At 66.5% G+C, this 24,667-nt stretch carries 21 protein-coding genes and 3 pseudogenes; 10 read left to right on the forward strand and 14 right to left on the reverse strand.

What is annotated here, in order from left to right:
- Position 1: 1 nt before the first annotated feature.
- The 3 genes from pstA to pstS all read right to left on the reverse strand — a co-directional run bounded on the left by pstA (position 2) and on the right by pstS (position 3,307).
- Positions 2–1,111, reverse strand: a complete 1,110-nt coding sequence (pstA, locus tag ABIB51_RS02925) for a phosphate ABC transporter permease PstA (RefSeq protein WP_354185292.1) — start codon at positions 1,109–1,111, stop codon at positions 2–4.
- A complete protein-coding gene (gene pstC, locus ABIB51_RS02930) occupies positions 1,112–2,044 on the reverse strand; it encodes a phosphate ABC transporter permease subunit PstC (RefSeq protein WP_354185294.1) in 933 nt (310 codons plus the stop codon). It abuts the gene before it with no gap.
- Between the two features lie 141 nt (positions 2,045–2,185).
- Complete coding sequence (pstS, locus tag ABIB51_RS02935; protein ID WP_354185296.1) at positions 2,186–3,307, reverse strand: phosphate ABC transporter substrate-binding protein PstS; 1,122 nt, start codon at positions 3,305–3,307, stop codon at positions 2,186–2,188.
- 258 nt (positions 3,308–3,565) lie between these two features.
- Between pstS and ABIB51_RS02940 the strand changes: the two genes are divergently transcribed.
- From ABIB51_RS02940 to ABIB51_RS02960, 5 genes and pseudogenes are all read left to right on the forward strand, one after another.
- Positions 3,566–4,693: an FUSC family protein gene (locus tag ABIB51_RS02940; protein WP_354185298.1), complete on the forward strand. Its 1,128-nt coding sequence runs from the start codon at positions 3,566–3,568 to the stop codon at positions 4,691–4,693.
- Between the two features lie 58 nt (positions 4,694–4,751).
- Positions 4,752–6,125 carry a DNA repair protein RadA gene (radA, locus tag ABIB51_RS02945; RefSeq protein ID WP_354185300.1) on the forward strand — a complete coding sequence of 458 codons (1,374 nt, stop codon included), beginning with the start codon at positions 4,752–4,754 and terminating at the stop codon, positions 6,123–6,125.
- 134 nt (positions 6,126–6,259) lie between these two features.
- Positions 6,260–6,896 (forward strand): annotated as a pseudogene (locus ABIB51_RS02950) (P-type ATPase actuator domain-containing protein); the annotation flags it as partial.
- A 97-nt stretch (positions 6,897–6,993) separates the two neighbouring features.
- Positions 6,994–7,635 (forward strand): class I SAM-dependent methyltransferase, encoded by a 642-nt coding sequence (locus ABIB51_RS02955; RefSeq protein WP_354185302.1) that lies wholly within the window; start codon positions 6,994–6,996, stop codon positions 7,633–7,635.
- Between the two features lie 29 nt (positions 7,636–7,664).
- Positions 7,665–7,946: pseudogene (locus ABIB51_RS02960) on the forward strand (MFS transporter); the annotation flags it as partial.
- Positions 7,947–7,963: 17 nt separating this feature from the next.
- Here ABIB51_RS02960 and aztD read toward each other — a convergent pair.
- From aztD to aztB, 4 genes are all read right to left on the reverse strand, one after another.
- Positions 7,964–9,196, reverse strand: a complete 1,233-nt coding sequence (aztD, locus tag ABIB51_RS02965) for a zinc metallochaperone AztD (RefSeq protein WP_354185304.1) — start codon at positions 9,194–9,196, stop codon at positions 7,964–7,966.
- Between the two features lie 39 nt (positions 9,197–9,235).
- Positions 9,236–10,147 carry a zinc ABC transporter substrate-binding protein AztC gene (gene aztC / locus ABIB51_RS02970; protein ID WP_354185306.1) on the reverse strand — a complete coding sequence of 304 codons (912 nt, stop codon included), beginning with the start codon at positions 10,145–10,147 and terminating at the stop codon, positions 9,236–9,238.
- Positions 10,144–11,244, reverse strand: coding sequence for an ABC transporter (locus tag ABIB51_RS02975; protein ID WP_354185308.1), 1,101 nt, complete (start codon positions 11,242–11,244; stop codon positions 10,144–10,146). Before ABIB51_RS02975 ends, aztC begins: the two co-directional genes overlap by 4 nt.
- A 146-nt stretch (positions 11,245–11,390) precedes the next feature.
- Entirely contained in the window at positions 11,391–12,317 is a 927-nt protein-coding gene (aztB, locus tag ABIB51_RS02980) for a zinc ABC transporter permease AztB (protein WP_354185310.1), read from the reverse strand.
- Between the two features lie 17 nt (positions 12,318–12,334).
- Here aztB and aztA point away from each other — a divergent pair, with 17 nt between their 5' ends.
- The 3 genes from aztA to ykgO all read left to right on the forward strand — a co-directional run bounded on the left by aztA (position 12,335) and on the right by ykgO (position 14,328).
- Positions 12,335–12,976, forward strand: coding sequence for a zinc ABC transporter ATP-binding protein AztA (aztA, locus tag ABIB51_RS02985; protein ID WP_354185312.1), 642 nt, complete (start codon positions 12,335–12,337; stop codon positions 12,974–12,976).
- 102 nt (positions 12,977–13,078) lie between these two features.
- Positions 13,079–14,209, forward strand: coding sequence for a GTP-binding protein (locus ABIB51_RS02990; RefSeq protein ID WP_354185314.1), 1,131 nt, complete (start codon positions 13,079–13,081; stop codon positions 14,207–14,209).
- Positions 14,206–14,328 (forward strand): type B 50S ribosomal protein L36, encoded by a 123-nt coding sequence (gene ykgO, locus ABIB51_RS02995; RefSeq protein WP_307073352.1) that lies wholly within the window; start codon positions 14,206–14,208, stop codon positions 14,326–14,328. Before ABIB51_RS02990 ends, ykgO begins: the two co-directional genes overlap by 4 nt.
- A gap of 2 nt (positions 14,329–14,330) precedes the next feature.
- On the opposite strand, the gene ABIB51_RS03000 is transcribed toward ykgO, so the two are convergent.
- The 4 genes and pseudogenes from ABIB51_RS03000 to ABIB51_RS03015 all read right to left on the reverse strand — a co-directional run bounded on the left by ABIB51_RS03000 (position 14,331) and on the right by ABIB51_RS03015 (position 17,886).
- The gene (locus ABIB51_RS03000; RefSeq protein WP_354185316.1) at positions 14,331–14,825 is read right to left on the reverse strand and encodes a ketopantoate reductase family protein; all 495 of its coding nucleotides are present in this window, start codon (positions 14,823–14,825) and stop codon (positions 14,331–14,333) included.
- Positions 14,826–14,953: 128 nt separating this feature from the next.
- Positions 14,954–15,246, reverse strand: a pseudogene (locus tag ABIB51_RS03005) (ketopantoate reductase family protein).
- A gap of 344 nt (positions 15,247–15,590) precedes the next feature.
- Positions 15,591–16,787, reverse strand: a complete 1,197-nt coding sequence (locus ABIB51_RS03010) for a fatty acid desaturase family protein (RefSeq protein WP_354185318.1) — start codon at positions 16,785–16,787, stop codon at positions 15,591–15,593.
- A 13-nt stretch (positions 16,788–16,800) separates the two neighbouring features.
- Positions 16,801–17,886, reverse strand: coding sequence for a ferredoxin reductase (locus ABIB51_RS03015; protein WP_354185320.1), 1,086 nt, complete (start codon positions 17,884–17,886; stop codon positions 16,801–16,803).
- A 100-nt stretch (positions 17,887–17,986) separates the two neighbouring features.
- Here ABIB51_RS03015 and ABIB51_RS03020 point away from each other — a divergent pair, with 100 nt between their 5' ends.
- On the forward strand, positions 17,987–19,189 hold the full coding sequence (locus tag ABIB51_RS03020; RefSeq protein WP_354185322.1) for a PucR family transcriptional regulator: 1,203 nt from the start codon (positions 17,987–17,989) through the stop codon (positions 19,187–19,189).
- Between the two features lie 56 nt (positions 19,190–19,245).
- Here the strand turns inward: ABIB51_RS03020 and ABIB51_RS03025 are convergent, their stop codons facing one another.
- Together ABIB51_RS03025 and ABIB51_RS03030 are read right to left on the reverse strand one after the other, a co-directional pair.
- Positions 19,246–20,604 carry a protein kinase domain-containing protein gene (locus ABIB51_RS03025; protein ID WP_354185324.1) on the reverse strand — a complete coding sequence of 453 codons (1,359 nt, stop codon included), beginning with the start codon at positions 20,602–20,604 and terminating at the stop codon, positions 19,246–19,248.
- A gap of 235 nt (positions 20,605–20,839) precedes the next feature.
- On the reverse strand, positions 20,840–22,453 hold the full coding sequence (locus tag ABIB51_RS03030) for a peptide chain release factor 3 (RefSeq protein ID WP_354185326.1): 1,614 nt from the start codon (positions 22,451–22,453) through the stop codon (positions 20,840–20,842).
- A gap of 333 nt (positions 22,454–22,786) precedes the next feature.
- Between ABIB51_RS03030 and disA the strand changes: the two genes are divergently transcribed.
- Positions 22,787–23,863 (forward strand): DNA integrity scanning diadenylate cyclase DisA, encoded by a 1,077-nt coding sequence (gene disA, locus ABIB51_RS03035; RefSeq protein ID WP_354185328.1) that lies wholly within the window; start codon positions 22,787–22,789, stop codon positions 23,861–23,863.
- A 70-nt stretch (positions 23,864–23,933) separates the two neighbouring features.
- Here the strand turns inward: disA and ABIB51_RS03040 are convergent, their stop codons facing one another.
- Complete coding sequence (locus ABIB51_RS03040) at positions 23,934–24,656, reverse strand: hypothetical protein (RefSeq protein WP_354185330.1); 723 nt, start codon at positions 24,654–24,656, stop codon at positions 23,934–23,936.
- Between the last annotated feature and the right edge of the window lie 11 nt (positions 24,657–24,667).

The raw sequence follows: 24,667 nt of genomic DNA on the forward strand, positions 1-24,667 counted from the left end.
TTTAGCGGCCGGTCTTGGGGGCGAACATGCGGGCGGTCAGCCGGGCGCCGAGGTTGAGCAGCATCACCAGGATGATGAGCACGAGGGCGGCTCCCCAGGCGCGCTGGGAGGACGGATCCGGGTTGGACGGCGAGGTGGGGTTGAGGATCTGCGTGTAGATGAACGTGGGCAGCGAGGCCATCCAGCCGGAGAACACATTCGTGTTGATCGAGGTCGCGAAACCCGCGGTGACGAGGATCGGGGCGGTCTCGCCGATCACGCGTGCAATCGCGAGGGTGACGCCGGAGGCGATGCCGGAGATCGCCGTCGGGATGACCACCTTGAGGATGGTCCGCCACTTCCGGACGCCCAGGGCGTAGGCGGCCTCGCGGAGTTCGTTGGGGACGATCTTGAGCATTTCCTCGCTGGAGCGGACCACCACGGGGATCATCAGGACGGAGAGCGCGACGGCGGCGACGGCACCGGTCTTGGTGCCCGGCCCGACGACCGCGAAGAAGAACGCCGCCGCGAACAATCCGGCCACAATCGACGGGATGCCGGTCATAACGTCCACGAAGAAGGTGATGGCGCGGGCCAGCGCCCGGTCGTTGCCGTATTCCACAAGGTAGATGGCGGTGAGCAGGCCGACAGGCACGGAGATGACGGTGGCCAGCAGGGTGATCTGTAGGGTGCCGATCAGGGCGTGGTAGATGCCGCCGACCACCGGGGCGCCTTCCTCGACGCTCTTGTTGTCGAAGGCGCCGGTCACACCGTTCATGGAGGTGGTCAGGAAACCGGGATCCGTGAGCCCGGGCAGGCCGTTGACCAGCACGGTCCAGATCACGGAGACCAGCGGCAGCAGGGCGATCAGGAACGCGCCCGCGACGAGGCATGTGGCCAGCCTGTCCTTGGCCCGCCGGGTTCCCTCAACGATGGCGCTCCAGCCGACGAGGCCGGCGGCGAAGAGGAAGGCGGAGACGATTCCCCAGCCGAAGGCGTTGAAGCCGATCAGGGCCAGGACGGCAGCGCCGAGAATCAGGGCGATCCCCAGAACCAGGTAGGGGGCCCACTTCGGCAGCTGGCCCTTGGTGAGGGCGGAGCGCTTCTGGACGCGGGTCAGGGTGGAGGTCATTTAGTTGGCTCCCGAGAATTCTTTGTGCCGGGTGATGATCCAGCGGGCGATCATGTTCACGCCGAGGGTTATGACGAACAGCACCAGGCCGGCGGCGATCAGCGTGCTGACCTTCAGGCCGCTGGCCTCGGGGAAGTTCAGGGCGATTTCGGCGGCAATGGTCTGGTTCCCGGACTGGATCAGGCTTGCGGTCAGCGCGCCGGAGGACAGCACCAGCGCCACGGCCATGGTCTCGCCGAGCGCGCGGCCCAGGCCGAGCATCACGGCACTGACGATGCCGGGGCGGGCGAACGGCAGCACCGCCATCCGGATCATTTCCCAGCGGGTGGCGCCGAGCGCGAGCGCGGCCTCTTCATGCAGCTTGGGGGTCTGCAGGAAGATTTCGCGGGTCAGGGAAGTGATGATGGGCAGGACCATAACGGCCAGGACGATCCCTGCGGTGAGGATGGTCTTGCCGGTGGCCGAGGCCGGGCCCTGGAAGATCGGCAGCCAGCCCATGTTCTCTGCCAGCCAGTTGTAGGCCGGGGTGATTTCCTTGGCCAGGAAGGCGGCGCCCCAGGCGCCGTAAACCACCGAGGGGATCGCGGCCAGCAGGTCGATCACGTAGCCGAGGCCGGAGGCGAGTTGGCGCGGCGCGAAGTGCGAGATGAACAGCGCGACGCCGATCGCGACCGGGGTGGCGACCACCAGCGCGATGACGGCTGCGATCAGGGTGCCGATGACAATCGGCCAGATGTAGGCGAAGAAGCCTTCGCCGCCCTGGATCTTGTCCGGGGAGGCCACGAGGGCCGGGATTGCCTGGATGACGAGGAAGAGCGCCACTCCGAAGAGCACGGCCAGGATCAGGCACCCTGCGGCCAAGGTGGCTGCGGAAAAGACTCTGTCTCCGGCGCGGCCTGCGCCCCGGGACGTGGTCAGGGAGGTGGTGGTCACTTCACGATCCTTCAGATCTTTTGGGTACTTCGGACAAACACGTCAGTTCCCTGCCCCGGCGGCCGTCGGTGACAGCCGTACCGGGACAGGGAACCTCGATCAGGCTGGTGTTTCCACTATGCCTGCCAGCGCAAGGGATCCCTAGGACTTGACCTTGATCGCTTCGATGGACTTCAGGGCCTTCTCCTGCAGGGTCTTGGACAGCGGCGCGGACTTGGCCGCGTCGGCGGCTGCCTGCTGGCCGGCGTCGGAAACCACGTACTTTTCGAAGCCCTTCACGAGGTCGACAGTTTCCTGCTTGTCGTAGCTGGAGCAGACAACGTGGAAGGAAACCAGGACGATCGGGTAGGCGCCCGCGATGGTGGTGGTGCGGTCCAGCTTGATGGAGAGGTCGCTGGCGTTGCGGCCTTCAACCGGCTTGCCGGCGTCGACTGCCTTGGCAGCGGCATCGGCGGAGATCTTCGTGAAGGAATCGCCGACCTTGATCTGGGCGATGCCCAGCTTGCCGCTGACGGCGGAGTCGTCGGCGTAGGTCACGGCGCCCGGGGTGTCGGTGACTGTCTTGACGACGCCGGAGGTGCCCTTGGCGTTCTCGCCCTTCAGGGACGCGGGCCAGATGCCGGCGGACTTGTCGGTCCAGGCCTCGGGGGCGGCGGCGGCCAGGTAGTCGGTGAAGTTGGAGGTGGTGCCGGAATCATCCGAGCGGTTCACCGGGGTGACCTTGAGGTCCGGCAGCTTGGCGTCCGGGTTCAGGGCCGCGATGGCGGGGTCGTTCCACTTGGCGATCTCGCCGCGGAAGATCTTCGCGACGGTGACGGCGTCGAGCTTCAGTTCCTTGATGTCGGGCAGGTTGAAGGCCACGGCGATCGGGGAGATGTAGACCGGGATGTTGAGGGCGCCGTCGGGACCGCACTGGGTCACGGCGCTGGCGGACTCATCGTCCTTGAGGTAGGCGTCGGAGCCGGCGAACTGGGCGGAGCCGTCCAGGATGGCCTTGCGGCCGGCACCGGAGCCGTCCGGGGAGTACTGCACGGTGGCGCCCTGGTTTGCGGAGGCAAAATTGGTCTTCCAGACGTCCATGGCTGCACCCTGTGCAGAGGAGCCGATGCCGGTCAGTGTGCCGGTGACCTTGGCGCCTGCGGCAGCGGACTGCGTGCCCGCGGCGGTGCTCGTTGCGTTGTCAGAACCGCAGGCGGTGAGCGCGAGTGCGCCGGCTGCGATGACAGCGATAGCCGCGTGGCGGCCGAAGCGGAGTGCCTTCACTGGATGTACCCCTTCCAGGGATTTTCTATGCGTACCGGGCCGGAGAAGCCCAAGACAGCTGATGCGTACGGTTTGTACCTCTATTGAGAGTAGGTGCCCCAGATGAAGGGAAATACGGTCCAAGGTGAACGGCGGGTTAACGACGCCGGGACATTGCCTTACATCTGCCGGCTCTCCGTTGCGCTCGCTGCGCCGCGGCCGTACTGAACTGACGCAGGAAGGACAGGGCCGCCGTTGCCAGCAAATAGAATGGACGGCATGGCCACCGCGACTGGACTTTCCGCAAGCGCACGATTCCTGCGCGGCCGCGTCCGCACCGGGTTTGTCCGCAGCCGCAACTCGGCCCTGCCTGCCCTGCAGATGACGGCATGCGCCGTGGGCGCCTATGCCTTCGCCGAGTACATCCTGGGCCACACCGGGCCGCTCTTCGCAGCCACTTCTTCCCTCATTGCCCTTGGTTTCTCCCGCGATCCGAGGCTCCGGCGCGTTGTGGAAGTGGGCCTGGGCTGCACCATCGGCATCGTGGTCGGGGACCTGCTGCTGCACTGGCTTGGCGCCGGAATCTGGCAGGCCGCCGTCGTGCTGTTCTTCTCGATCCTGCTGGCGCGGTTCCTGGACAGCGGCACCATTTTCACCACCCAGCTGGGCCTGCAGTCACTGCTGGTGGTGCTCCTGCCCGCACCGGCCGGGGGACCGTTCACCCGGAGCATCGACGCCGTCGTGGGCGGCGTGTTCGCGCTGCTGGTGACCATCCTCATTCCCAAGGACCCGCGCCGGGAACCCCGCAACGACGTCAAGAAGCTCCTGCACGAACTCGCCGAGGTGCTGCGGGAATGCGCCTCCGCCCTGAGCTACAGCGACTCCACCCAGGCCTGGCATGCGCTGATCCGCGGGCGGAACTGCCAGCCCCTCGTTGACGCCATGCGCCAGTCCCTCCGCACCTCCGGCGAGGTGGCGACCCTGGCGCCCGCCTACCGGCGGCACCGGGAAGAGCTGGACTCCTTGGAGCAGTCGCTGGACTACATCGACCTCGCGCTGCGCAACAGCCGGGTCTTTGCCCGCCGCCTGACCAGTGCCATCAACCACGCTGCGCTCTCGGACGAGGCCACCCAGAACATTGCCGAGGTCCTGCAGGAGACCGCCGCCGCCGTCGACGAGCTGTCGCTGGGCCTGGCGGAAGTGCACGATGGCGCCCGCCGCGCCCACCTGCGCACGGCCCGGGCTGAACTGCGGGAGACCGCGGGCCGCCTGCATCCCCGGTTGCTGGGCGTGGAGCGGCTCGAGGGCGAAACGGTGGTCATGCTGTTCCGGCCGCTCCTGGTGGACCTGCTCGAGGCCGCCGGCGTGGATTCCAACGAGGCCCGGGACATCCTCCCGCCGCTCTAGGACCCCTGCGGGGACCTCCGTTCCCCTGGTTGTCACCGGCCGCGGATAGGGTGGACCAATGGCTACCAAGACTTCCCGGGCTTCCAAGGCGCCGGGCTACAAATGCGCCGAATGCGGCTGGACCACGGCTAAGTGGGTGGGCCGCTGCGGCGAATGCCAGGCCTGGGGCACCGTCGAGGAGACCGGCGCCGCGGTGGCCCGGACGACGGCGGCCACCACCGTGCTGGAACCGGCCCGCCGGATCGCCGAGGTTGATGCAACCACCGCCGCCTTCCTGCCCACCGGCGTCGACGAACTGGACCGGGTGCTCGGCGGCGGGCTGGTCCCCGGCGCCGTGATCCTGCTGGCCGGCGAGCCCGGCGTCGGCAAGTCCACGCTACTCCTGGACGTCGCTGCCAAGTTTGCCCGCACTGCCCAGGACGTCCTCTACATCACCGGCGAGGAGTCCGCGGCACAGGTGAAGCTCCGCGCCGACCGGATCGACGCCGTGGCCGAGTCCTTGTACCTCTCGGCCGAAACGGACCTCGGCCAGGCGCTGGGGCAGGTGGAGAAACTCGAACCGCGCCTGCTGGTGGTGGACTCCGTCCAGACCCTGAGCAGCGCCGACGTCGAGGGCAGCGCCGGCGGGGTCTCCCAGGTGCGCGAGGTCGCCGCGTCCCTCATCGCCGCAGCCAAGCGCCGCAACATGACCACCCTGCTGGTGGGGCACGTGACGAAGGACGGCTCGATCGCCGGCCCCCGGCTGCTGGAACACCTCGTGGACGTCGTCTGCCAGTTCGAAGGGGAGCGCCATTCCCGGCTGCGGCTGCTGCGGGCCGTCAAGAACCGCTACGGGCCCACCGACGACGTCGGGTGTTTTGACCTGAATGAGGACGGGATCGTGGGCCTGGCCGATCCCAGCGGGCTGTTTGTCTCCCGGACCAAGGAACCGGTCTCGGGCACCTGCATCACCGTGACTCTGGAGGGGCGCCGTCCGCTGCTGGCCGAAGTGCAGTCGCTGCTGGCCGAGAGCGCCAGTTCCCAGCCGCGCCGGGCCACGAGCGGGCTGGATAGCTCCAGGGTGGCAATGCTGCTCGCCGTGCTGCAGCAGCGGGCAGGCTGCCTCCTGCATAAGGATGACTCCTACGTGGCGACGGTCGGCGGCGTCAAGCTCAGCGAACCGGCCACGGACCTCGCCGTGGCCCTGGCCGTGGCCTCGGCGAAAGCCAAAAAACCCCTGCCGCAGCGGCTCATTGCCTTCGGCGAGGTGGGCCTGGCCGGCGAGGTCCGTCCCGTGCCGGGCATCAACCAGCGCATCCATGAAGCCCATCGCCTGGGCTTCACCCACGCGGTGGTGCCCGCGAGCCCCAACGGCCCCGGCCCGGTTCCCGCGGGCTTCTCAGTGCGGGAAGTGGGGCACCTCGCCGAGGCCCTGGGCCTGCTGCTCAGCTGAGCGCGAAACTCTTCCCCCAACCCCTTGCCAAGGATACCCCCTAGGGGTATTTTGGGAGAAAGTCACCGGTACCAGCCCCGGGAGCGCCCATCGTGGAACACCAGCACAGCAGCCAGGCCGTCAACGGCGGGTCCCTGGTCCAGGGCCATCAGGGCCCCCGGAATCCGGGCGCGTCCCCCGGACCGGATGATGAGCATCGGGTGCACAGCCACGGCCAGCATGCGGGGCACAGCGTGGCGATGTTCAAGAACCGGTTCTGGCTGACGCTGCTCCTGGCCGTCCCGGTGGTCCTCTTCAGCCCCATGTTCGGGCAGCTGCTGGGCTACGAGCCGCCGCTCTTCCCCGGCTCGGTCTGGATTCCGCCGGTCCGGGGAACCGTGATCTTCCTCTATGGTGGCCAGCCGTTCCTCCAGGGCGGCCTCCGTGAACTGAAGTCCCGTAAACCGGGCGTGATGCTGCTGATCGCCATGGCCATCAGCGTCGCCTTCACGGCCTCCTGGGTGACAACCCCCGGGATCGGCGGCTTCGACCTCGACTTCTGGTGGGAGCTTGCACTCCTGGTCGCGATCATGCTGCTGGGCCAGTGGATCGAGATGCGCGCCCCCGGCTCCGCGCAGGGGCGCCCTGGACGCACTGGCAGCCCTGCTGCCGGGGGATGCCGAACGCATCACCGGGTCCGGAACCGAGGCCGTCAGCGTCTCCGAGCTCAGAACCGGGGATGCCATCCTGGTCCGTTCCGGGGCACGGGTGCCGGCCGCCGGCGCCGTGCTGATGTCCGCCTCCACGATCGCGGTGGCCCTCACCGCCCAGCTGCTGAGGCGGCTGAAGCTTAATCCCGCCGCCGCCAGCTGACCGCAAGGACGCCGCAATGCCAGACGCCAGCCCCCGCACTCGCTCGTTTGGGCGCAACTTCGCCCGGATGGGTCCGCGCATGGACGCCCGCGGGGCAGCGGAACACCGCCGCCGCCTCGTGGAGGCGGCGCACGGCAGCGTCGTCGAAATCGGCGCCGGCTACGGGGCAACTTTCCCGTTCTACCCTGCCGCGGTGACGGGCGTGCTGGCGCTGGAACCGGACCCCACGCTCCGGGACCTGGCGCTAGCCGCCGCAGCCAGGGCGCCGGTGCCCATCACTGTGCAGGACGGCGTGGCCGAATCGCTGCCGGCGGCGGACGCCTCGATCGACGTCGTCGTCTGCAGCCTGGTGCTGTGCAGCGTGGCGGAGCAGCCCGCCGCCCTGGCGGAGGCGGTCCGGGCCCTCCGGCCCGGCGGCCTGCTGCTGTTCTATGAACACGTCCGCTCGGAACACCGTGTACTGGGGGCGGCCGAGGACCTGCTCACACCGCTGTGGAGCCGTCTGGCCGGCGGATGCCACCCGAACCGGGACACCGCGGCCGCGATCGCCGGGGCAGACCTCACTGTGCTGAGCCTGGAGCGCTTCGGCTTTTCAGCACTCCCCGGCAACCCGCGGGTGGCCCACATTCTGGGTGTGGCAGCCAAAGCCCGAGCCTAGTTCCCCACCCGGCGGCCGGGGCCACTCGCCTGGCCGATCCCTACGCCGTCGACACGTCCTTGCGCAGCCAGGCCCAGCGGTCCCGCAGCTTCGCCGGTATCCTGGTGAACACCGCCCTCGCCAACATCACCACCAGCTACCTGTGGTTCGCCCTGACGTTCTGGGTGTACCTGCAGACGCGCAACGTGATCGCCACCGGGGTAATCGGCGGCGCGTACATGCTGTTGATCGCCCTTTCCAGCATCAGCTTCGGCACCTACGTGGACCGCTACCGCAAGCTGGCCGTGATGCGCTTCGCCGGCGGGTTCACACATAGGAAGCAAAAGGGTCAGTGCGCTCCGAGGGTGACGGCGATTTCGTTGGGCACTACGTCCATTTGGGCGGACGCGGTGATTTTGCCGGTGGTCAGGTCGACCGAGTGCACGGTGTGTGCTGCCGGTTCGGTGATGTAGGCAGTGTTCCCGTTGACGACGATGGCAGGGTGGGCGTCCTGCCATTCGACCGGACCCTCCCAGGCATCGATTACGGGGAATTCGTTGACGATCCTCCCTTCCTTGGGATCCAGAACGTGGATGGATCCGTTCGTGGAAAGTATGTAGGCAAAGTCCCCAGGTCCACGGGCAATGTCCCGGAACGTGTATTTGATGGTGCCGGGGAGCTTGACAACGTTGTAGGCGTGCTTCTCAGTGTCGATGAGGGCTACTGAGTTGAGCAGGTAGCCCTCGGCGTCGGGATCGTTTTTGTAGTCACCTACCACAATGGGGCTGGTTTCGGAGACGTAAGCGTTGCCCATCCGCCCGTACTTATCCGGTGCGGTGAACTTTTCGAACTTTCCGTCGTGGAAAAGCAGAGCGCCGTCCTCGCAGCCAAAGATCACCGCTTCGCCTGCGGCGGTACCTTCACCGTGGATACCGGGGCATTCGTTGCTTTCAGCGGCCTTGTCCCAGTGGTCACCGTGCGCTTCGAGTGCCACCGCCCCGGCACGGGAGGTCTTGTCCCCGATTGTTGTGATCAGTTTGCCGTCCGCCAGCACGATAGAAACTCCATGGTGCGGCGAGTCGGCCTTGTAGGTCTGTGTCTCGGGCAGTGCGCCGTCGGTTTTGGCGAGATCGGCGGTCTTCAGGATGGTGGTGGTGCCCGTTCCATCGTCAAACAGGACAGTGTTGCCGGCGTGCCGGACCACGTGGCCCGCCGTCGTTGCGTCGACGACGAGGTCCGTGAGTTTGGGTTCGACCGTGTCCAGCAGCTGGAAGCCGGCCTTCGTGGTGACGAAGACGTGCCGGCCATCGCCGGCGGCGTTGAGCCGGGTGAACTCCTCGGAGTCAAACTTCTCAACAACGTCCAAAGTTCTGCCGTCCAGGACGCTGATGCCTCCCGGGTAGGAGATCGCGACGCGGCCGTGGGTGTCTGCCGGGACGGCGGCGGCGCTGGAGGTTTCGGCCGTACTGGCCGGTGTGATGGAGCCGTTGGCGCAGGCAGAGACCAGGAGCGTCATCCCGGCGATGGCGGCGATGCCTCCCAGGCGGGCGTTTCGTTGGCGGAGCATGTGGTGGTTCCTCATTTTCTCTTCTTTGGGGTGCAGGGTGAATGGTGTGTGTGGTCAGGATGCGAGTCCCTGGACGATGCGCTGGGTGTTGGCCCGCATCATTTCCAGGTAGGTTGCTGCTCCGCCGTCGGGGCCGGTCAGTGATTCGGTGAACAGTTCACCGACCTTCACGTTGACCCCGGCCTCGCTGGCGAGCACTTGCACCAGGCGGTCGGGCTGGGACGATTCGGCAAAGATGGTGGGAACCCCGGCGCTGCGGATCGCTTGGCTCAGTTGGCGCAGGTCAGCGGCGCTGGGGGCAGCCAGCGTGGTTCCTCCGGGAATGACGGCGCCTACAACCTTGAAGTCGAAGCGTTCCGCAAGGTAGCCGAAGACGTGGTGGTTGGTCACCAGTGCCCGGCGCTCCTGGGGAACGGCAGCGAAGGCATCTGTCATCTCGGTATGGAGCAGCGTGAGTTGATCCCGGTAGGCGGCCGCGCTGGTGGCGAGCTGCCCGGCGTCAATCCCGTCGATGTTGCGGGCGGCGGCTTCCAGGGCGTCAACGACGTCGAGCATGGCGGCCGGGTCGGTCCAGAAGTGCGGGTCCGGTGCGCCTTCCGCGTCCCCCGAGCTGTACGGAACGACGTCGATCGTTTCCCCTGCGACCAGCATGGGGGCGCCGGCTGCTGCGGCCCTGTCGAGGTGCTGTTGCAGCCCTTCCTCCAGGCCGAGGCCGTTGGAGACCACCAGGTCTGCACTGCCCAACAGGGCCGCTTGCTGGGCGGAGATTTCGAAGGAGTGCGGATCGGCGTTGGGCTGCATGAGTGTCGTTACTTGGGCCTGGTCGCCGAGGACCTGTCGTGTCACGTCGCCCAGAATGTTGGTGGTGACCACGATCTGCGGCTCCTGGGGTGTCTCTGGTTGCGAGCATCCCGGAAGGACCAGTGCGAGGGCCGCGGCGAAGGCCAGCAGTGCTGCGCGCCTCATCGTCCGGTCTCCGCGAGATGAACTGGCCGTGTGGGCAGCTCGAGAGTACGGGCGATCCGGGCACCATCGGCATAGTCGATCTCGTAAACAACTCCCTCCGCCGGTGCGCTGAGGTAGGCGCGCTGGCCGTCAACGCTGAGCTCTACCTTTCCGGCCAGGGCTGGATCGGCCAGGGTTGCGGCCATTAGCGGTTCGGTCGCGGCGATGCGCTGTTTGGTCGTTGCGTCGTATACCTGGACCGTGCCGTCAGCGCCTACGGCGACCACGCGCCCCTCAGCGTCGTCCACCGCGGCAGCAGCGAGTACCTGGGTCGACGTGGGGAGCCAGTCCCACGTGCGCTGGCGGGTGTTGAGCAGCCACACGCCGGCATCAGTCCCCAGGCCAGCGACGGTGGGCCGGCCCTTCCGTCCCTCGAATGCCGTTGCCGGGGCAGCGGCCCCGGCCGGGTAGGGAACGTGTTCCAGCACGGGTGTGTTACCGTCCGTCGTGGCGATGACCGCCCCGTCTGCGCAGCCGATGACCAGGCCGACCCGGGTGGTGATGGTTCCTGCTGCCCCCGGGCACTCCGTGGAGGTCAGCTCGCTGCCGGTGGCGTCAATGGCGCGCAGTCGCGCAGCCTTTCCCCCAGCGTCGGCTTCGGTAACCATGGCGCCTTCCCCCAGCGGGGCGATCATGCCGTCGTGCGGTTCAACGTCGAGGCGGAGGCTCTCGGAGATCGTCCCATCAGAGAGGGCGGAGTTATCCAGCAGCACTGCAGCTCCGGAGGAAGGGAAGAACACACCAGTTGTGCCAGCTGTGGAGAGCATGCCGGTGGCGATGGTGGCCGTACCCTCGCCGGCAAGCGTGCCCACGGTTTTGGGTTCAGCCCGGTAGTAGTGGAAGTGGTCCACATGGTCCCAGGTCCAGACGCCGCTGTCGACAATTTCGACGCCAGTGCTGTTGGCTGCAAAGACATACCGGCCGTCAGTAGTGACATCGGCCGGCGGCCCGACCTTCCCAAGGCGGGAATCTGTCCCGGTGAGGAGGTCCAGCATTGAGGCTTCGCCCTCGGCGTCGATCGCCACAAGGTGAAGCTGTGGTTCAGCGACCTCGGCCACGCCCGGAATCCCTCCATGCCCATCATCGGCGGAGACGGACCCGCTCGGGTCAGGTTGCGGTGACTGCGCGGTGGGCGCACTGCCGCATCCCGTGAGAAGCAGTAGAGCCAGGACGGCAAGGGCCGCAGACGGTGTTTGGAGATTCATTACTTCTTTCCAGAGAGAGACACAAAAACGGAGGCGGGTGCGGATCCAGGGACTTTAGTAGCTGCCGATTTGCGTCGCGAGCTGATTAGGCGTGCCCCCGCGCCGGAGAAAGCGGCCAGCGCGATGGCGGCCCCGGCTATGGAAGCCCCTGCCGCAGTACCCGCATACCAGGAGCTGAGAAGGCCAAGCCCTACCGCTAATATGCCGAATGCGGAAGCGACGACCATGCGGGCCGGGATACTGCGCGTCCAGGGGCTGGCAGCGACGGCGGGCGCGAGTAGCAGCCCCACCACCAGCAAAGATCCAACGGCCTGGTAGGAGGAAACGACCGCAAGGGTCACAAGTCCAACCAGTGCCAGTTGCGCGAAGTGGGGACTAAGCCCCAAAGTCACGGCAATACGGGTGTCAAAGGCTGCTGCGACGAACCTGCGGTGCAGGACCAAAGCGATCACCACCGTGGTAATCACGGCGGTAAGCAGTCCAAACAGGTCCCCTTCGTTCATCGCAAGGATGTCACCGAACAGCATTGCCGTCGCGTCAGTAGCAAAAGAGCGAGAGTGGGACACGATGATGACGCCGAGGGAGAGCATCGCCACGAACAGCAGACCAATGCTTGTGTCATACGACAGCCGACCACGCCGCTGCAGCGCACTGATCATCGCGCTCATGACAATGGCACTCACCGCACCGCCCAAGACAGCGGGAGCACCCACAACTGTTGCCAGCGCAACGCCTGGCAACATCCCGTGACCTATAGCTTCACCAAGGAACGCCATGCCGCGGATCACAACCCATGTGCCAACAACGCCGCAAATGATAGCGACAAGGGCGCCGCCAAGCAGCGCACGCAGGAAGAAGTCTGCGGTAAAGGGTTCAGTCAGCCAATGCACCTGACCACCATAGGCGTTATTGAGATTGATTATCAATAACGTTAGAGTGAACCGTGTTCTCTTCTGGCTACGCTCTTCGCGCACGACACCTCTACTTCAGCTTCGGTGAGTCTCCCGCCCTGCAGGACGTCGACGTCGACTTACACTGGGGCTCAGTGACTGCGATCGCCGGACCCAACGGCGCCGGCAAATCTACGCTCATCGAGATCCTCGCAGGCGTACGCCAGCCCCTCCGCGGCACAGTGGAACGCACTCATGACGTCGCGCTGGTGGTCCAGCGGGTAACAACTCCTGACGCGCTCCCCCTCACGGTTCGTGATGTGGTGATGATGGGTACATGGGGCGCATCACCAGGCCGCTCCACCAGAATCAGCGCAGTGGAGCGAAGAACACGCGTTGCCGAAGCCCTGGACCGCGTTCATCTCACAGACCTCGCGTTATCACCGTTCAATCAACTTTCCGGCGGCCAGCGTCAACGCGCATTGCTGGCCCAGGGCATCGCCCGCCAGGCGCGCATCTTCCTCCTCGATGAGCCCGCCGCTGGCCTCGACATCGAAAGTCGGAAGCGCACCCGGTCCATGCTCGCCGCAGAAGCCAAGCGCGGCGCGGCAGTCGCCTGCGTAAGCCACGACGAAGAATCCATTGCTGCCGCCGATTGTGTCGTCCGCCTGGACGGGGGCCGACGCCTCACATAAGCAAAGCGATCTGTCCTGACCCGGACAAGGTAGACCCCACGCAAAGCTTAAGCCGTACGACCCAACTACTAATGCGAACGATTCTCATATATGGTTACTGTCATGAAAGTAACCATGGTGAGCTCTTTAGACTCCTTTTGCCGGCAGGCAGCGTGTGCGGCGCTGGCGGCGGAATCCCCCGGCGCCCTTGTCGTTTTCCATGATCTGCTTGAGGACGGGATGGTCATCCGGCGGGTCTTCAAGGAAGGGCAGCTTCTGGAACGGGAAGTGTCCACGCTGGAACACGGTTGCCTGAGCTGTACGGTTCGGCTCGATGTCGTGCCCACGGTGGCCCGGTTGATGGAGTCCGGCTCTCCTATCATCGTGGGCCTGCCGCCTGCGGTAGCCTCGTCCGCGGCCGTACACGCACTGCTGAGGGGCCTGGGTGCTTCGTTGACAATCGAAGCGGTGGTCCTGGCCTGCGCTCCGGATGCTTTGGAGGACCAGGTCTGGGATCACCACACTTTGTTCGAATCAGGGTTCACTCCGGTTCCCGAGGATAACCGGACACCCGGAGAATTCCTGCTGGGTGAGCTCTCCTACAACGACACGGTCCTGCTGGCCGACCCCGCGCTGGTGCCGGTCGACCCCGCGCAGCGGCTCCGGGGCGTGAACCTAATCCGCGAAATGGCGCCGCACACGGTGCTCACCGAAAGCGCAGGAGAACTTCGTACCGGCAGGCATAACCTTGCCGAAGCGATGGCGCGCAGCGCACCCTGGGCGGTGAGGGCACCGGCCAGGTCCTCTGCGCCCTTCAGCACCGTCGTGCAGCGGATTGCCCGGCCGCTGCACCCGGCACGTTTCCGGGACGCCCTGGCAGCCCTCGCCGAGGGAAGCTGCTGGCTGCGTGGACGGCTCTGGGTTGCCTCGGCGCCGGGGTGCCGGATCGCCATGCAGGGAATAGGGCCACGGATGTGGCTGGAAAACACCGGCCCCTGGCAGGCTGACCGGAAGGCTCTGCCGCTAATGAGCGCGGCCGCCGGTCCTGACGCCGTACTGGACTGGCACCCGGAATTCGGTGACTGCGGAACCGTCATCGCCATCACCGGAGACGATGTCGACGCCGCAGAAATCGCCGCATTGTTGGCAGACTGCGAACTGACCGAGACGGAAATAGCATCCGGCGCCGACTCGTTCCCTGACCCCTTCTACCTGAACCAAGCAACAGGAACACCACAAAGGAGCAATTCATGAAAGTACGAAACTCGCTGCGCGCACTGAAGAAAATCCCCGGCGCCCAGGTTGTCCGCCGTCGTGGCCGCACCTTCGTCATCAACAAGAAAAACCCTAGGCTGAAAGCCCGCCAAGGCTAGTACTACAGTCGCGCCCTCGCCACTGCCCGATCGTGGGTGCGCAGCTGCAACAGTGCCATATTTGTCGAAGGCACATCCAGGTGGAAACCAACGGCGGTGTCGACAAATGTCCCAAGCAAATGCTCGCCCTCGTGGGGCAGGCCGGCGGCCACGTCGCGATAGAGCGACGACGTGAAAACTGAGCCTGGCTCTGTGAGCATCTGCACGGCGGCGGCGTGGTCCTTGGCCGTGACCGGATGCCCCGCTGCCGCGGCCACACGCTCGGTTTCGGCTATGACTTGGTCGATGAAGTGTCCGCCTCCGGCGTCGATGATGTCGCCGACGGAGCCGCGCATCAAGCAGGTGACGACGCCGGCAGCCGTGATGAAAACCCACTTCTTCCACATGGCATCAACAATGTCTGTCCTGAAGCTCAACTCATAGCCCGGAACGTCGAGTTGCTCCCGGATCGCTTCCAGCTTTTTGGTGGCCAGACCGTCCTGCGGACCAAAGTCCATCGCGGCGATCGGCTAGATCTGGTGGATCGCACCCGAGCTGGTGACGGTTGTTACTACGCGTACGATGCCGCCGATCACCCGCTCGGTTCCATAGCGCAGATTGAGTTCGGGCATATGCGCCATTCCGTTTAGGAAGGCAGAACGAGAGTGTCGGGTCCAAGCGCCGGAGTGATTTGATCAAGAACCGCGGTCAGGGCGCCGGCCTTCACCGAAATGACCACCAGGTCGTAGTGGTCCTTGATCCGGTCCGCTGTCACCGTGCGCACAGCAACCGTTCCTCGCCGGTTGGTCCGGTCAGCCTCAGTCCGTCGTGCAGCTGCTCTGCCCGTTGAGGCCTCACCAGGAATGTCACGTCTCGACCGGCTTGACTGAGACGGGCACCGAAATATCCGCCTGTAGCTCCCGCCCCTGCGATTAAGATCTTCTTTCCCTCGGTCTACGCAGCCTTGCCCGCCGACACCGACCATACCTCCAGAGCTCACACCCCGTACATTAGTCCGAGAAATTTCGGCTGGAACCAGACTCAGATGTCGGGAGGCTGTCCCTCATACGCATCCGCCCAGGAACGGCCCTGCCAAGTGCCGGCGGCGGAGAATGGTCGGACCTTGGGCAGGATCACGCGCACACGGGTCCAAAAGCTCGACCAATAGCGGCTATTACACCAACTCGCCGCCGGTCACCGCGCACAAAAGGGGCGCCTGCCGCACTGGCAGGCGCCCCTCTCTTCGATCAGTTGCTGTGACGCCGGAACACAGTCCCGGGCCGTTACGCCTTCTTCGGCGGCAGCGCCAGCTTGAAGACCTTGGCCCAGGTGGAGCCGACCTGCTTCAGCAGGGGTCCGGTGGTGTACGGCAGGCCGTAGCGCTTGCAGATCTCCTGCACCTTCGGGGCCACCTCCGCGTAGCGGTTGGACGGCAGGTCCGGGAAGAGGTGGTGCTCGATCTGGTGCGAGAGGTTACCGCTCATCAGGTGCATGAACTTGGACCCGGAAATGTTGGCCGATCCGATCATCTGCCGGACATACCAGTCGCCGCGGGTCTCGCCTTCGACCATATCTTCGGTGAAGGTGTCGGTGCCGTCGGGGAAGTGCCCGCAGAAGATGATCGCGTGCGCCCAGACGTTCCGGACCGCGTTGGCGGTCAGGGTGCCGTACAGCGCCTGCTTGCCCGAGCCGGTCAGCATGGCCACGGCAGGTGTGGCGGCGTAGTCCTTGGTGAACTGCTTCAGGGCCTTGAGACCCAGCGCCTTGAGGTCACGGGTCATGGCCTCCTTGCTCTTCTTGCCCTCTTGATAGTCAGGCAGCTCAAGATCGTAGAGTGCGATTCCCCATTCGAAGACCGGTGCCAGGATCGCGTTGTACAGCGGGTTGCCCAGGTTGAAGGGCTTCCACTCCTGGGACGGATCCATCCGCAGCAGGTTGTACCCGATGTCATTGTCCTTACCTACGACGTTGGTCCAGCGGTGGTGCAGGTCGTTGTGGGTGTGCTGCCAGGAGCGCGTAGGGGTGACGAAGTCCCAGTCCCAGGTGGTGGAGTGAATGTCCGGGTCCCGCATCCAGTCCCACTGGCCGTGCAGGATGTTGTGGCCCAGTTCCATGTTTTCCAGGATCTTGGCGAAGCTGAGCATCGTCGTGCCTGCGATCCAGGCTGCCTTGTGCTTGCTCACCAGAAGGGTGGCGCGGCCGGTAATCTCAAGCCCGCGCTGGACCTTGATTACCCGGCGGATGTACGCCGCGTCGCTGGCGCCGCGCTTGGCGAGGATCTCGTCCTTGATGGCGTCGAGCTCGCGGCCGAGCTCGGCCACCTGCTCGTCAGAAAGGTGCGCCGCCGCGGCCGGACGGACCAGCGGGCTGCCGGTTTCGGCGAGGGCACCGGGCCTCCGCTTTACGGCGACGGGCGCCGTAGCCGCGTCGTCCTTGGAAGCATCCTCGGAAACGTCAGGCTTATCGGAAATTATCGTCATGCGGTGGTACTCCTTAGAGGTCGAGGTTAACGGGTCCGGCGGCAGCCGAAACGCACGTCTGGATTAGTTGGCCGGGCTCGCCGTGGACTTCGCCCGTGCGCAGGTCACGGACTTGCCCGGCCCGGAGGGGGATGAGGCAGCTGTGGCAGATGCCCATCCGGCACCCGCTGGGCATCAGTACGCCGGCGTCCTCGCCGACGTCGAGCAGGGGCGTGTCGCCGTCCGCTTCGACTTCCCGGTCGGAGGCCTCGAAGGTGACGATTCCGCCGTCGTGTCCCTCCCCGCCGGCCAGGCTGGTGCTGAACCGCTCGATGGTGAGGGTGGCTGAAGTCGGCGCCTCCTCTGCGGCGGCGGACTCCGCGGTCTCGGCTTCCCAGAGTGCCTCGGCGTCGTCCAGGAACTCTTCGGGGCCGCACGCGTAGGCTGCCCGCTGGCGCCAGTCCGGGCAGAGCCGCTCAAGGTCGTCTGTGGAGGTGAAGTCCAGCCGGCCGTGCTCGCCGGTGAACCAGTGGATGACCCGGAAGTTGGGGAACTGGTCAGCGAGTTCTGCCAATTCCTCGCGGAAGATGGCATCCGCAGCCGTCCTGGCGGTGTGGATGAGCACGACGTCGGAGTCGGGGCGGTGCGGCACAAGTGTGCGGATCATGGACATCACCGGGGTGATGCCGCTGCCGGCGGTGAGCATCAGCAGGGGCCGCGGGTGTTCGGGCAGGAGGAAGTCGCCCTGCGGGGGCGCCAGGAAGAGCACGTCGCCCGGCTTGGTGCCGCGCACCAAGGTGCCGGAGACGGCACCCATGTCCGTGACGGTGATGGCAGGGTCCTGGCCTGCCGGGGCGCTCAGCGAGTACGACCGCCAGTGGCGGACGCCGTCGAGTTCGACGCCGATGCGGGCCCACTGGCCGGCAAGGTGTGCTTGCCAGCCGCGGCCGGGACGGAAAAAGATGGTGGCGGTATCGGCCGTTTCTGGAACCACCCGAGTGACCACGCCGCGCAACTGGCGGGCGGAGAACACAGGGTTGAACAGCGCCAGAATGTCTTCTGGGGCTAGGGGGGTGGTCAGTAGAGATGCGGCGCGCGCCAGCTTACGGAGCCGGATCATTTATCAATCTTATGTCAGTTTGCATCATAGTTCTTCACCCAAGGCATACGATCGAGTCTTAGAAACTGTCTACCCGCAACAAACAAAACGGATATGGCTCATGAATGCTTCCCCGACGGACCAGCCCGTCATCCCCGCCCATGACCCGCCGTGGCTCGCCCTGCCGCGGGAGGTCAGCGACATGCTCCGGCCCATGATGCCGGGCATCGTGGAGGCCATCATCGACGCCGTCCCGCAGCTCGTGCCGGCCTACGCAAGGCCCATCGAGGGCCGATTCGGCCGGGGCCTCCGGCGCGGGGTGGCGGCGGCTCTGGACCGCTTCCTGCAGTTACCGGGGACCAGGTTGCCGGCGCTGTCGGAAGAGAGCCGGCAACTGGTGGCGGGGCTGGGCAGCGGTGAATTCCGGCAGGGCCGGAGCATGGACGCGCTGCTGAGCGCCTACCGGATGGGCGCCCGGGTGACATTCCGGGAGATGTCCCGGGTCTCCGTGGAGCACCACCTGGGCCAGAGCGTTGTGGTGGACCTCGGCGAATCGATCCTCGCCTACATCGATGAACTGTCGGCCGTCAGCGCCGAGGCCTACGCCTTCGAACAGTCGGAGCGCGCCGGCGCGGTGGACCGGCGCCGCACCGAACTGCTGGACCTCCTGCTGCTGGGCCAGGCCGACGAGGCGGCCCTGCGCCAGAAGGCAGCCCTGGCGGACTGGTCCCTTCCCCCGCGGATGGTGGTGGTGACGCTGCCGCTGGAGCGGGCGGCCGGGCTGCGCTTGCGGCTGGGACCGGGAACCCTGGTGATCGAACGCGAGACCGACGTCGTCGCCCTGGTTCCGGCGCAGAAGTCCAGCACCGCGCGGGCCACTCTCGAGAAGGCGCTGCAGGGGCGCAGCGCCGCCGTCGGACCGGCGGGCGGCTGGGAGAAAGTCCCCGATTCGCTGCGGCTCGCCGTGCTCGCGGCCTCCGTTGTTCCGCCGCGGGACGGCTCCGAGGACCCGCCCATCTGGGCGGACGACCATCTGGCCCAGGTGATCCTCGGCGCCGAGCCCTCGGCCATTGCCGAGCTGGCCAACCGCCGGCTCGCCCCGCTGGAGGGGCTGCGTCCGGCCCAGCGCGAGCGGCTGGCGGAAACTCTGCTCTCTTGGCTGCGGCACTGGGGGCAGCGGGCACCGGTCGCGGCCGAACTGGGCATCCATCCGCAGACCGTGGGCTACCGGGCGGCGCAGTTGCGCGAGCTGTTCGGGGACACGCTGGAGGACCCGAAGGCGCGGTTCGAGCTGGAACTGGCGCTGCACGCCGGACGGCGCTAGCCGGCGAGGCCCGGCAAGCAGGCGCGGCTCCGTGCCGGCAAGCGGCGGCCCAAGGCCTAGCGGGAAACGGCTTCCCGGCTCTGCAGCCGCATTTCAAGGTCGTTCATCACGATCGCGGCGAGATCCTCGAGCGTGCGCGTGTCCGCGGCACTGAAGGTCCGCGGTTCGCGGTCCAGAATGCAGAACGTGCCCAGGTTGTGGCCGTCCGGGGTGCGCAGCGGCACGCCCGCGTAGAATTGCAGCCCGAATTCACCGGCCACCAACGGGTTGGCCAGCGTGCGCGGATCCGTGCTGGCATTCTCGATGACCCAGGCGTCGTCCTGCAGGATCGCCGAGGCGCACAGCCCCGGGTCCCTGCCGATCTCCGTGACGTCGGTGCCGTGATGGGCCTTGAACCAGATCCGGTCGTGGTCCACCACGCTCACTATCGCGACCGGGACGGAAAACATACGGGCCGCGAGCGAGGCGATCCGGTCGAACGCGCCGTCCGCCGGGGTGTCGAGGATCCGGTACCGCTCAACGGCGCGCATCCGGCCTTCCTCGTCCGTGGCCGGCTGAAGGCTTTCCGCGCGGTGGCGTGCCGCACCGTTGATCACTTCCTGGCGCAGTGCCAGCGAGACCTCCCTGGCCGGCGGACGCTCGGCCGGGTCACGGGCGAGCATGGAGGACAGCAGGGCGACCCACATCGGTGCGAGCTCCTCCGGGATCTGCGGATCGCGGAGCAACCGCGCGACGGCGGACTGGATGGGCGCGCCGGGATACGCCATTTTTCCGGTCAGACCCTCAAGCAGGACGAGGCCCAGCGAATAGATGTCACTGTGCGGGCCGGCGGGCTCACCGGCGGCCTGTTCCGGGCTCAGGTAGGCGGGCGTCCCGGACGTCCCGCCGTCGTCGGCCGCATGGTTGTGCCCAAGCATGACGGCGACGCCGAAGTCGGTGAGTTTGACGCGGGGACGCCGGTCGTCGTTGCTGTAGTCGACGAGCAGGATGTTGGCCGGCTTGACGTCGCGGTGGACGATGCCGTGGCGGTGGATGTAGGAGAGCCCGTCCGCGAGGTCGTGGCCGATCAGGGCCATGTGCGCTGCGGAGAGCGGCCCCTGGGCGGCCCGGTGGCGCAGGTCCTTCCCCCGGACCAGTTCCATCACGAGGTACGTGAGCCTCGACTCCGGATCGCTCAGGTCCGCGCCGGCGTCGAACAGCGTCACGAGGGCATGGTGGCTCACTCCGGCCAGGATCCGCACTTCCTGGCCGTGCTGGCGGGTGCGCTCAACATCGTCCGCGTCATTGCGGAAGAGTTTGACGGCCACCTCACGCTGCAGGAGCTCGTCGTGGGCCAGGTACACGGTTGATTCGCTGCCCCGGCCAATAAGGTCTTTGATCCGGTAGCGACCGCTCAGCAGGAATCCAGGTTCCATGCGCTGCTTTGAGACGGCCGGCTTGGCAGGCGACGGCTGTGAAATTGTGTCAGTCAAGAAGTGTACGCAGTCCCTAGTGCGGGGTCCGCCAACAGAATCGGGCGGATCAGTCCAAATTTCCGGCGGAATCGCCGGCGCCCGCAGTGATAGCAAGGTTACTTATGATAACCCGGATCCTGGATTCAGAAAGCCGTGGAGCACACCTTCCTGAATGTTGCCCGCAACGGGTGACCCGCTATTTCGCGGGGTTGTGCGTGCCGATCGGCACCAGGGTCAGGTCCGGGTGGTTTTTCTCGATCCGGCGCAGCGCCCAGACGTCGTTGAACAGTGCCAGGTACTCGCCGTCGGAGCGCAGCAGCACCTCCGCGCCGGGCACGCTGGCCAGCGCGGGCATGGCGTCCGCCGTCGAGATCCGGGCGATGGAATAGGGCAGCCGCTCCAGCCGCATCGGGGCGCTGAAGTCGTGGGCCATGCGGTCCTCAACCACTTCGAACTGCATCGGACCGACGGCGGCCAGCACCGGGGCCTGGTCTCCGCGGATGTCGGAGCGGAGGACCTGGATGACGCCCTCGTGCTCCAGCTGTTCGATGCCGCGGCGGAACTGCTTGAAGCGGCTGGGGTCCTTGGACCGCGCCACCTGGAAGTGCTCCGGGGCGAACAGCGGGATCGCGGGAAACTCAACGGGCTTTTCGATGAAGAGGCTGTCGCCGACCCGCAGCGAGGAGGCGTTCACGAGGCCCACGACGTCGCCGGGGAAGGCCTCGTCGATGACCTCGCGTTCGCGGCCGAAGACCTGCTGGGCGTACTTGGTGGCGAAGGACTTGCCGGTCCTGCCCTGCGTCACAACCATGCCGCGCTCAAAGATGCCGGAGCAGACGCGGATGAAGGCGACGTGGTCGCGGTGGGCCTTGTTCATGCCGGCCTGGACCTTGAAGACGAAGCCGGCGAAGGGCGCGTCGACGGGGCGGGCTGCGCCGTCGACGTCGGGCCGGGGCGCCGCGGGCGGTGCGAAGTCCACGAGGGCGTCCAGGATTTCCTTTACGCCGAAGTTTAGGGCCGCGGAGCTGAAGAGGATCGGCGTCGCCTTGCCGGCGTGGAAGGCCTCGACGTCGAACTCGAGGTTCGACTCGACCACAAGACCGGCCTCGTCCACGGCGTTGGACCAGTCGTCGCCCTGGCTGGCCGCGGCCTCTTCCGGCGTGAAGTACTCGGTGAGGGCGATGTTTGCGCCGGCGTTGTTGCGCTTGAACTGCGCGAAGCGGTCGTTGCGCAGGTCCCAGACGCCGCGGAAGTCACCGGAGATGCCCACGGCCCAGGTCAGCGGCATCGGCTGGAGGCCCGTGCGCTCGGTAATCTCGTCCATGAGCGCCAGCGCATCCAGGCCCGGCCGGTCCCACTTGTTGATGACGGTGATGATGGGGAGATTGCGCTGCTTGCAGACCTCGAAGAGCTTCATGGTCTGGGTTTCCAGGCCCTTGGCGGCGTCTACGAGCATTACGGCACAGTCCACGGCCGCGAGCACGCGGTAGGTGTCCTCGGAGAAGTCCGCGTGGCCGGGGGTGTCCAGCAGGTTGATCACGGTGTCCCGGTAGGCGAACTGCAGGGCCGCCGAGCTGATGGAGATGCCGCGGTCCTTTTCCATCTGCATCCAGTCCGAGACCGTTTCCTTGCGGTTGGCCTTGCCGCTGGAGGCACCGGCGGTGCCGATCACCTTCGCATGCAGCGCCAGCGCCTCGGTCAGCGTGGACTTGCCGGCGTCGGGGTGGGAGATGACAGCGAAAGTCCGACGCCGGGCCGCCTGCTTGTGAATCTCCTGGACTCGGGCGGGGCTAAGGACTTCTTGGGACACGGTGCTACTTTCGCTGCGGCGTTGGGGAGGGGGATCGCGCGGAGAGCCCGCGGTCCATCCACGGACTCCAGTTTATCGCAGGCCGCCGAACTGACGCGAAGCGGGTCCCGGGCGCCGCCAAAGTGCGGTCCGGGGCGGGGCTTGGCGGGAGCATTCCGGAGCGCTGGCGCGCAGGGCCCGGATGGGGCACTTTGAGGCTTGCCTGTGCGGTTGTGGCCCATCTTTACCTCTATCATGGTGAGAGCGGGGACCCGAGTACTTTTGAACCTGCCGGCAAACACTGGAAACCGGCGTACCTGCGGGCGGCTGCCTGCACCTTTGAAGGGAAAATCTATGGCTCGGAGCCCCGAAGATTCACTTAAGGCGACCCTGGGCAGAGTGGCACCGGGCACCGCCCTTCGCGACGGCCTGGAACGCATCCTCCGCGGACGGACCGGCGCACTGATCGTGCTGGGGATCGACCGGACCATCGAATCCATCTGCTCCGGCGGCTTCGACATCGGCATCGACTTTTCCCCCACCCGGCTCCGCGAACTGGCCAAAATGGACGGCGCCATCATCTGTGACAAGGACGCCAGCAACATCCTGCGCGCCGCAGTCCAGCTGGTGCCGGACTCCAGCATCGAAACCCAGGAGTCCGGCACCCGCCACCGCACCGCGGAACGCGTCGCCATCCAGACCGGTGTGCCGGTCATCTCGGTGAGCCAGTCCATGCAGATCATCGCGCTGTACGTCAACGGGCTGCGGCACGTGCTGGAAGGCTCCGAGAAGGTCCTGGCCCGCGCCAACCAGGCCCTGGCCACCCTGGAACGCTACCGCTCGCGCCTGGACCAGGTGACCAGCTCGCTCTCAGCCCTCGAAATAGAGGCCATGGTGACGGTCCGCGACGTGGCAGTCACCCTGCAGCGCCAGGAAATGGTGCGCCGCATTTCCGAGGAAATCTCGCAGTACGTCCTGGAACTGGGCGAGGACGGCCGCCTGCTGTCACTGCAGCTGGACGAGCTCACCGTAGGCCGCGGCCCCGGCAGCGATGTGATCATCCGCGACTACTCCGGCCCGGACGCGTCCAGCGAGGACATCGACAAGGCGGTCAAGGCCCTCGTGAACCTGGGCCCCACCGAACTGATCGACCTCAGCAAAATTGCGGGCATCGTCGGGTTCGCCGGCGGGGAGGCCAACCTCGACGCCGTCGTCCAGCCGCGCGGCTACCGCCTGCTGTCCGGGCTCAAGGCCGTGCCGAAGGCCGTCGCGGACCGGCTCGTCGACCACTTCGGCGGCCTGCAGTTCCTCATGGCGGCCACAATCGATGACCTCATGACCGTGGACGGCATCGGCGACCAGCGCGCCCGGACCGTCCGCGAGGGCCTGAGCCGCATGGCGGAGGCAAGCCTGCTCGACCGGTTCCTCTAACACCCATCGATTGCTCCGAAACCGACCTTTTGAGCGCCCAAAAGGGCACCTGCGGAGCAATCGATGGGGATCAGTTGAGCTGGAACACGGCCTTGGGGCTGGTCTTGCTCGCCAGCCGCGCCGTGAAGACGTAGTACGCGCCGCCCGCACCGGGCTTGGCCTCAATGGGGTCACAGCCTTGGACCGTGCGGTTGCGCTGCCAGGGGAAGTTCGCCGTTTCGCTCTTGCCCGGCGCGATGGTCTTCATGAGGTCCGTGTCGTCCGCCTGGCAGTCCTGGGACGAGAAGATCCGGTCCGAGCCGCTGGTGATCAGGAATTCCATCTGCGAGGTCCCGATGTTGACCTCGCACGGGACCTTGTTGCCGTTCGTGACTTTGAGGCTGAGGAGCGGTTTCTCGCCGGCCGAGTATCTTTCCTTGTCAGTTTCGGCAGTGACGGTCAGGAGGTTCTGCTGGCAGCCGCTGGCCTCCGAGGGAGTCGCCGACGCGGAGGCCGTGGGGGTCGCACCGGGGGTCTCCGCTCCTGTACCGGTCCCGGGGCTCCCGGTGGCGGTTCCGCCCGCGGCCGGAGCAGGCTGCCCGGTGCCGTTCATGATGCCCGATACGGCAATGAAGCCCCCCACCGCGACGGCGATGACCAGGAGCAGCGCGGCACCGACGAACAACCTGCGGCGGCGGAACACGGGGCTGGCGGGCTTCCGCGCGGGCTTACGGACGGGCTTGCGGGCGGATGATCCATTGCCGGAAGCCTTCGGCCGTGAACCGTTCGTTCCTGAGTTGCCTTGCCTGCCCATCCTTCTAGGCT

This window comes from Arthrobacter sp. UYCu712, from assembly GCF_040547005.1.
In the GTDB taxonomy this organism is placed as follows: Bacteria; Actinomycetota; Actinomycetes; order Actinomycetales; family Micrococcaceae; genus Arthrobacter.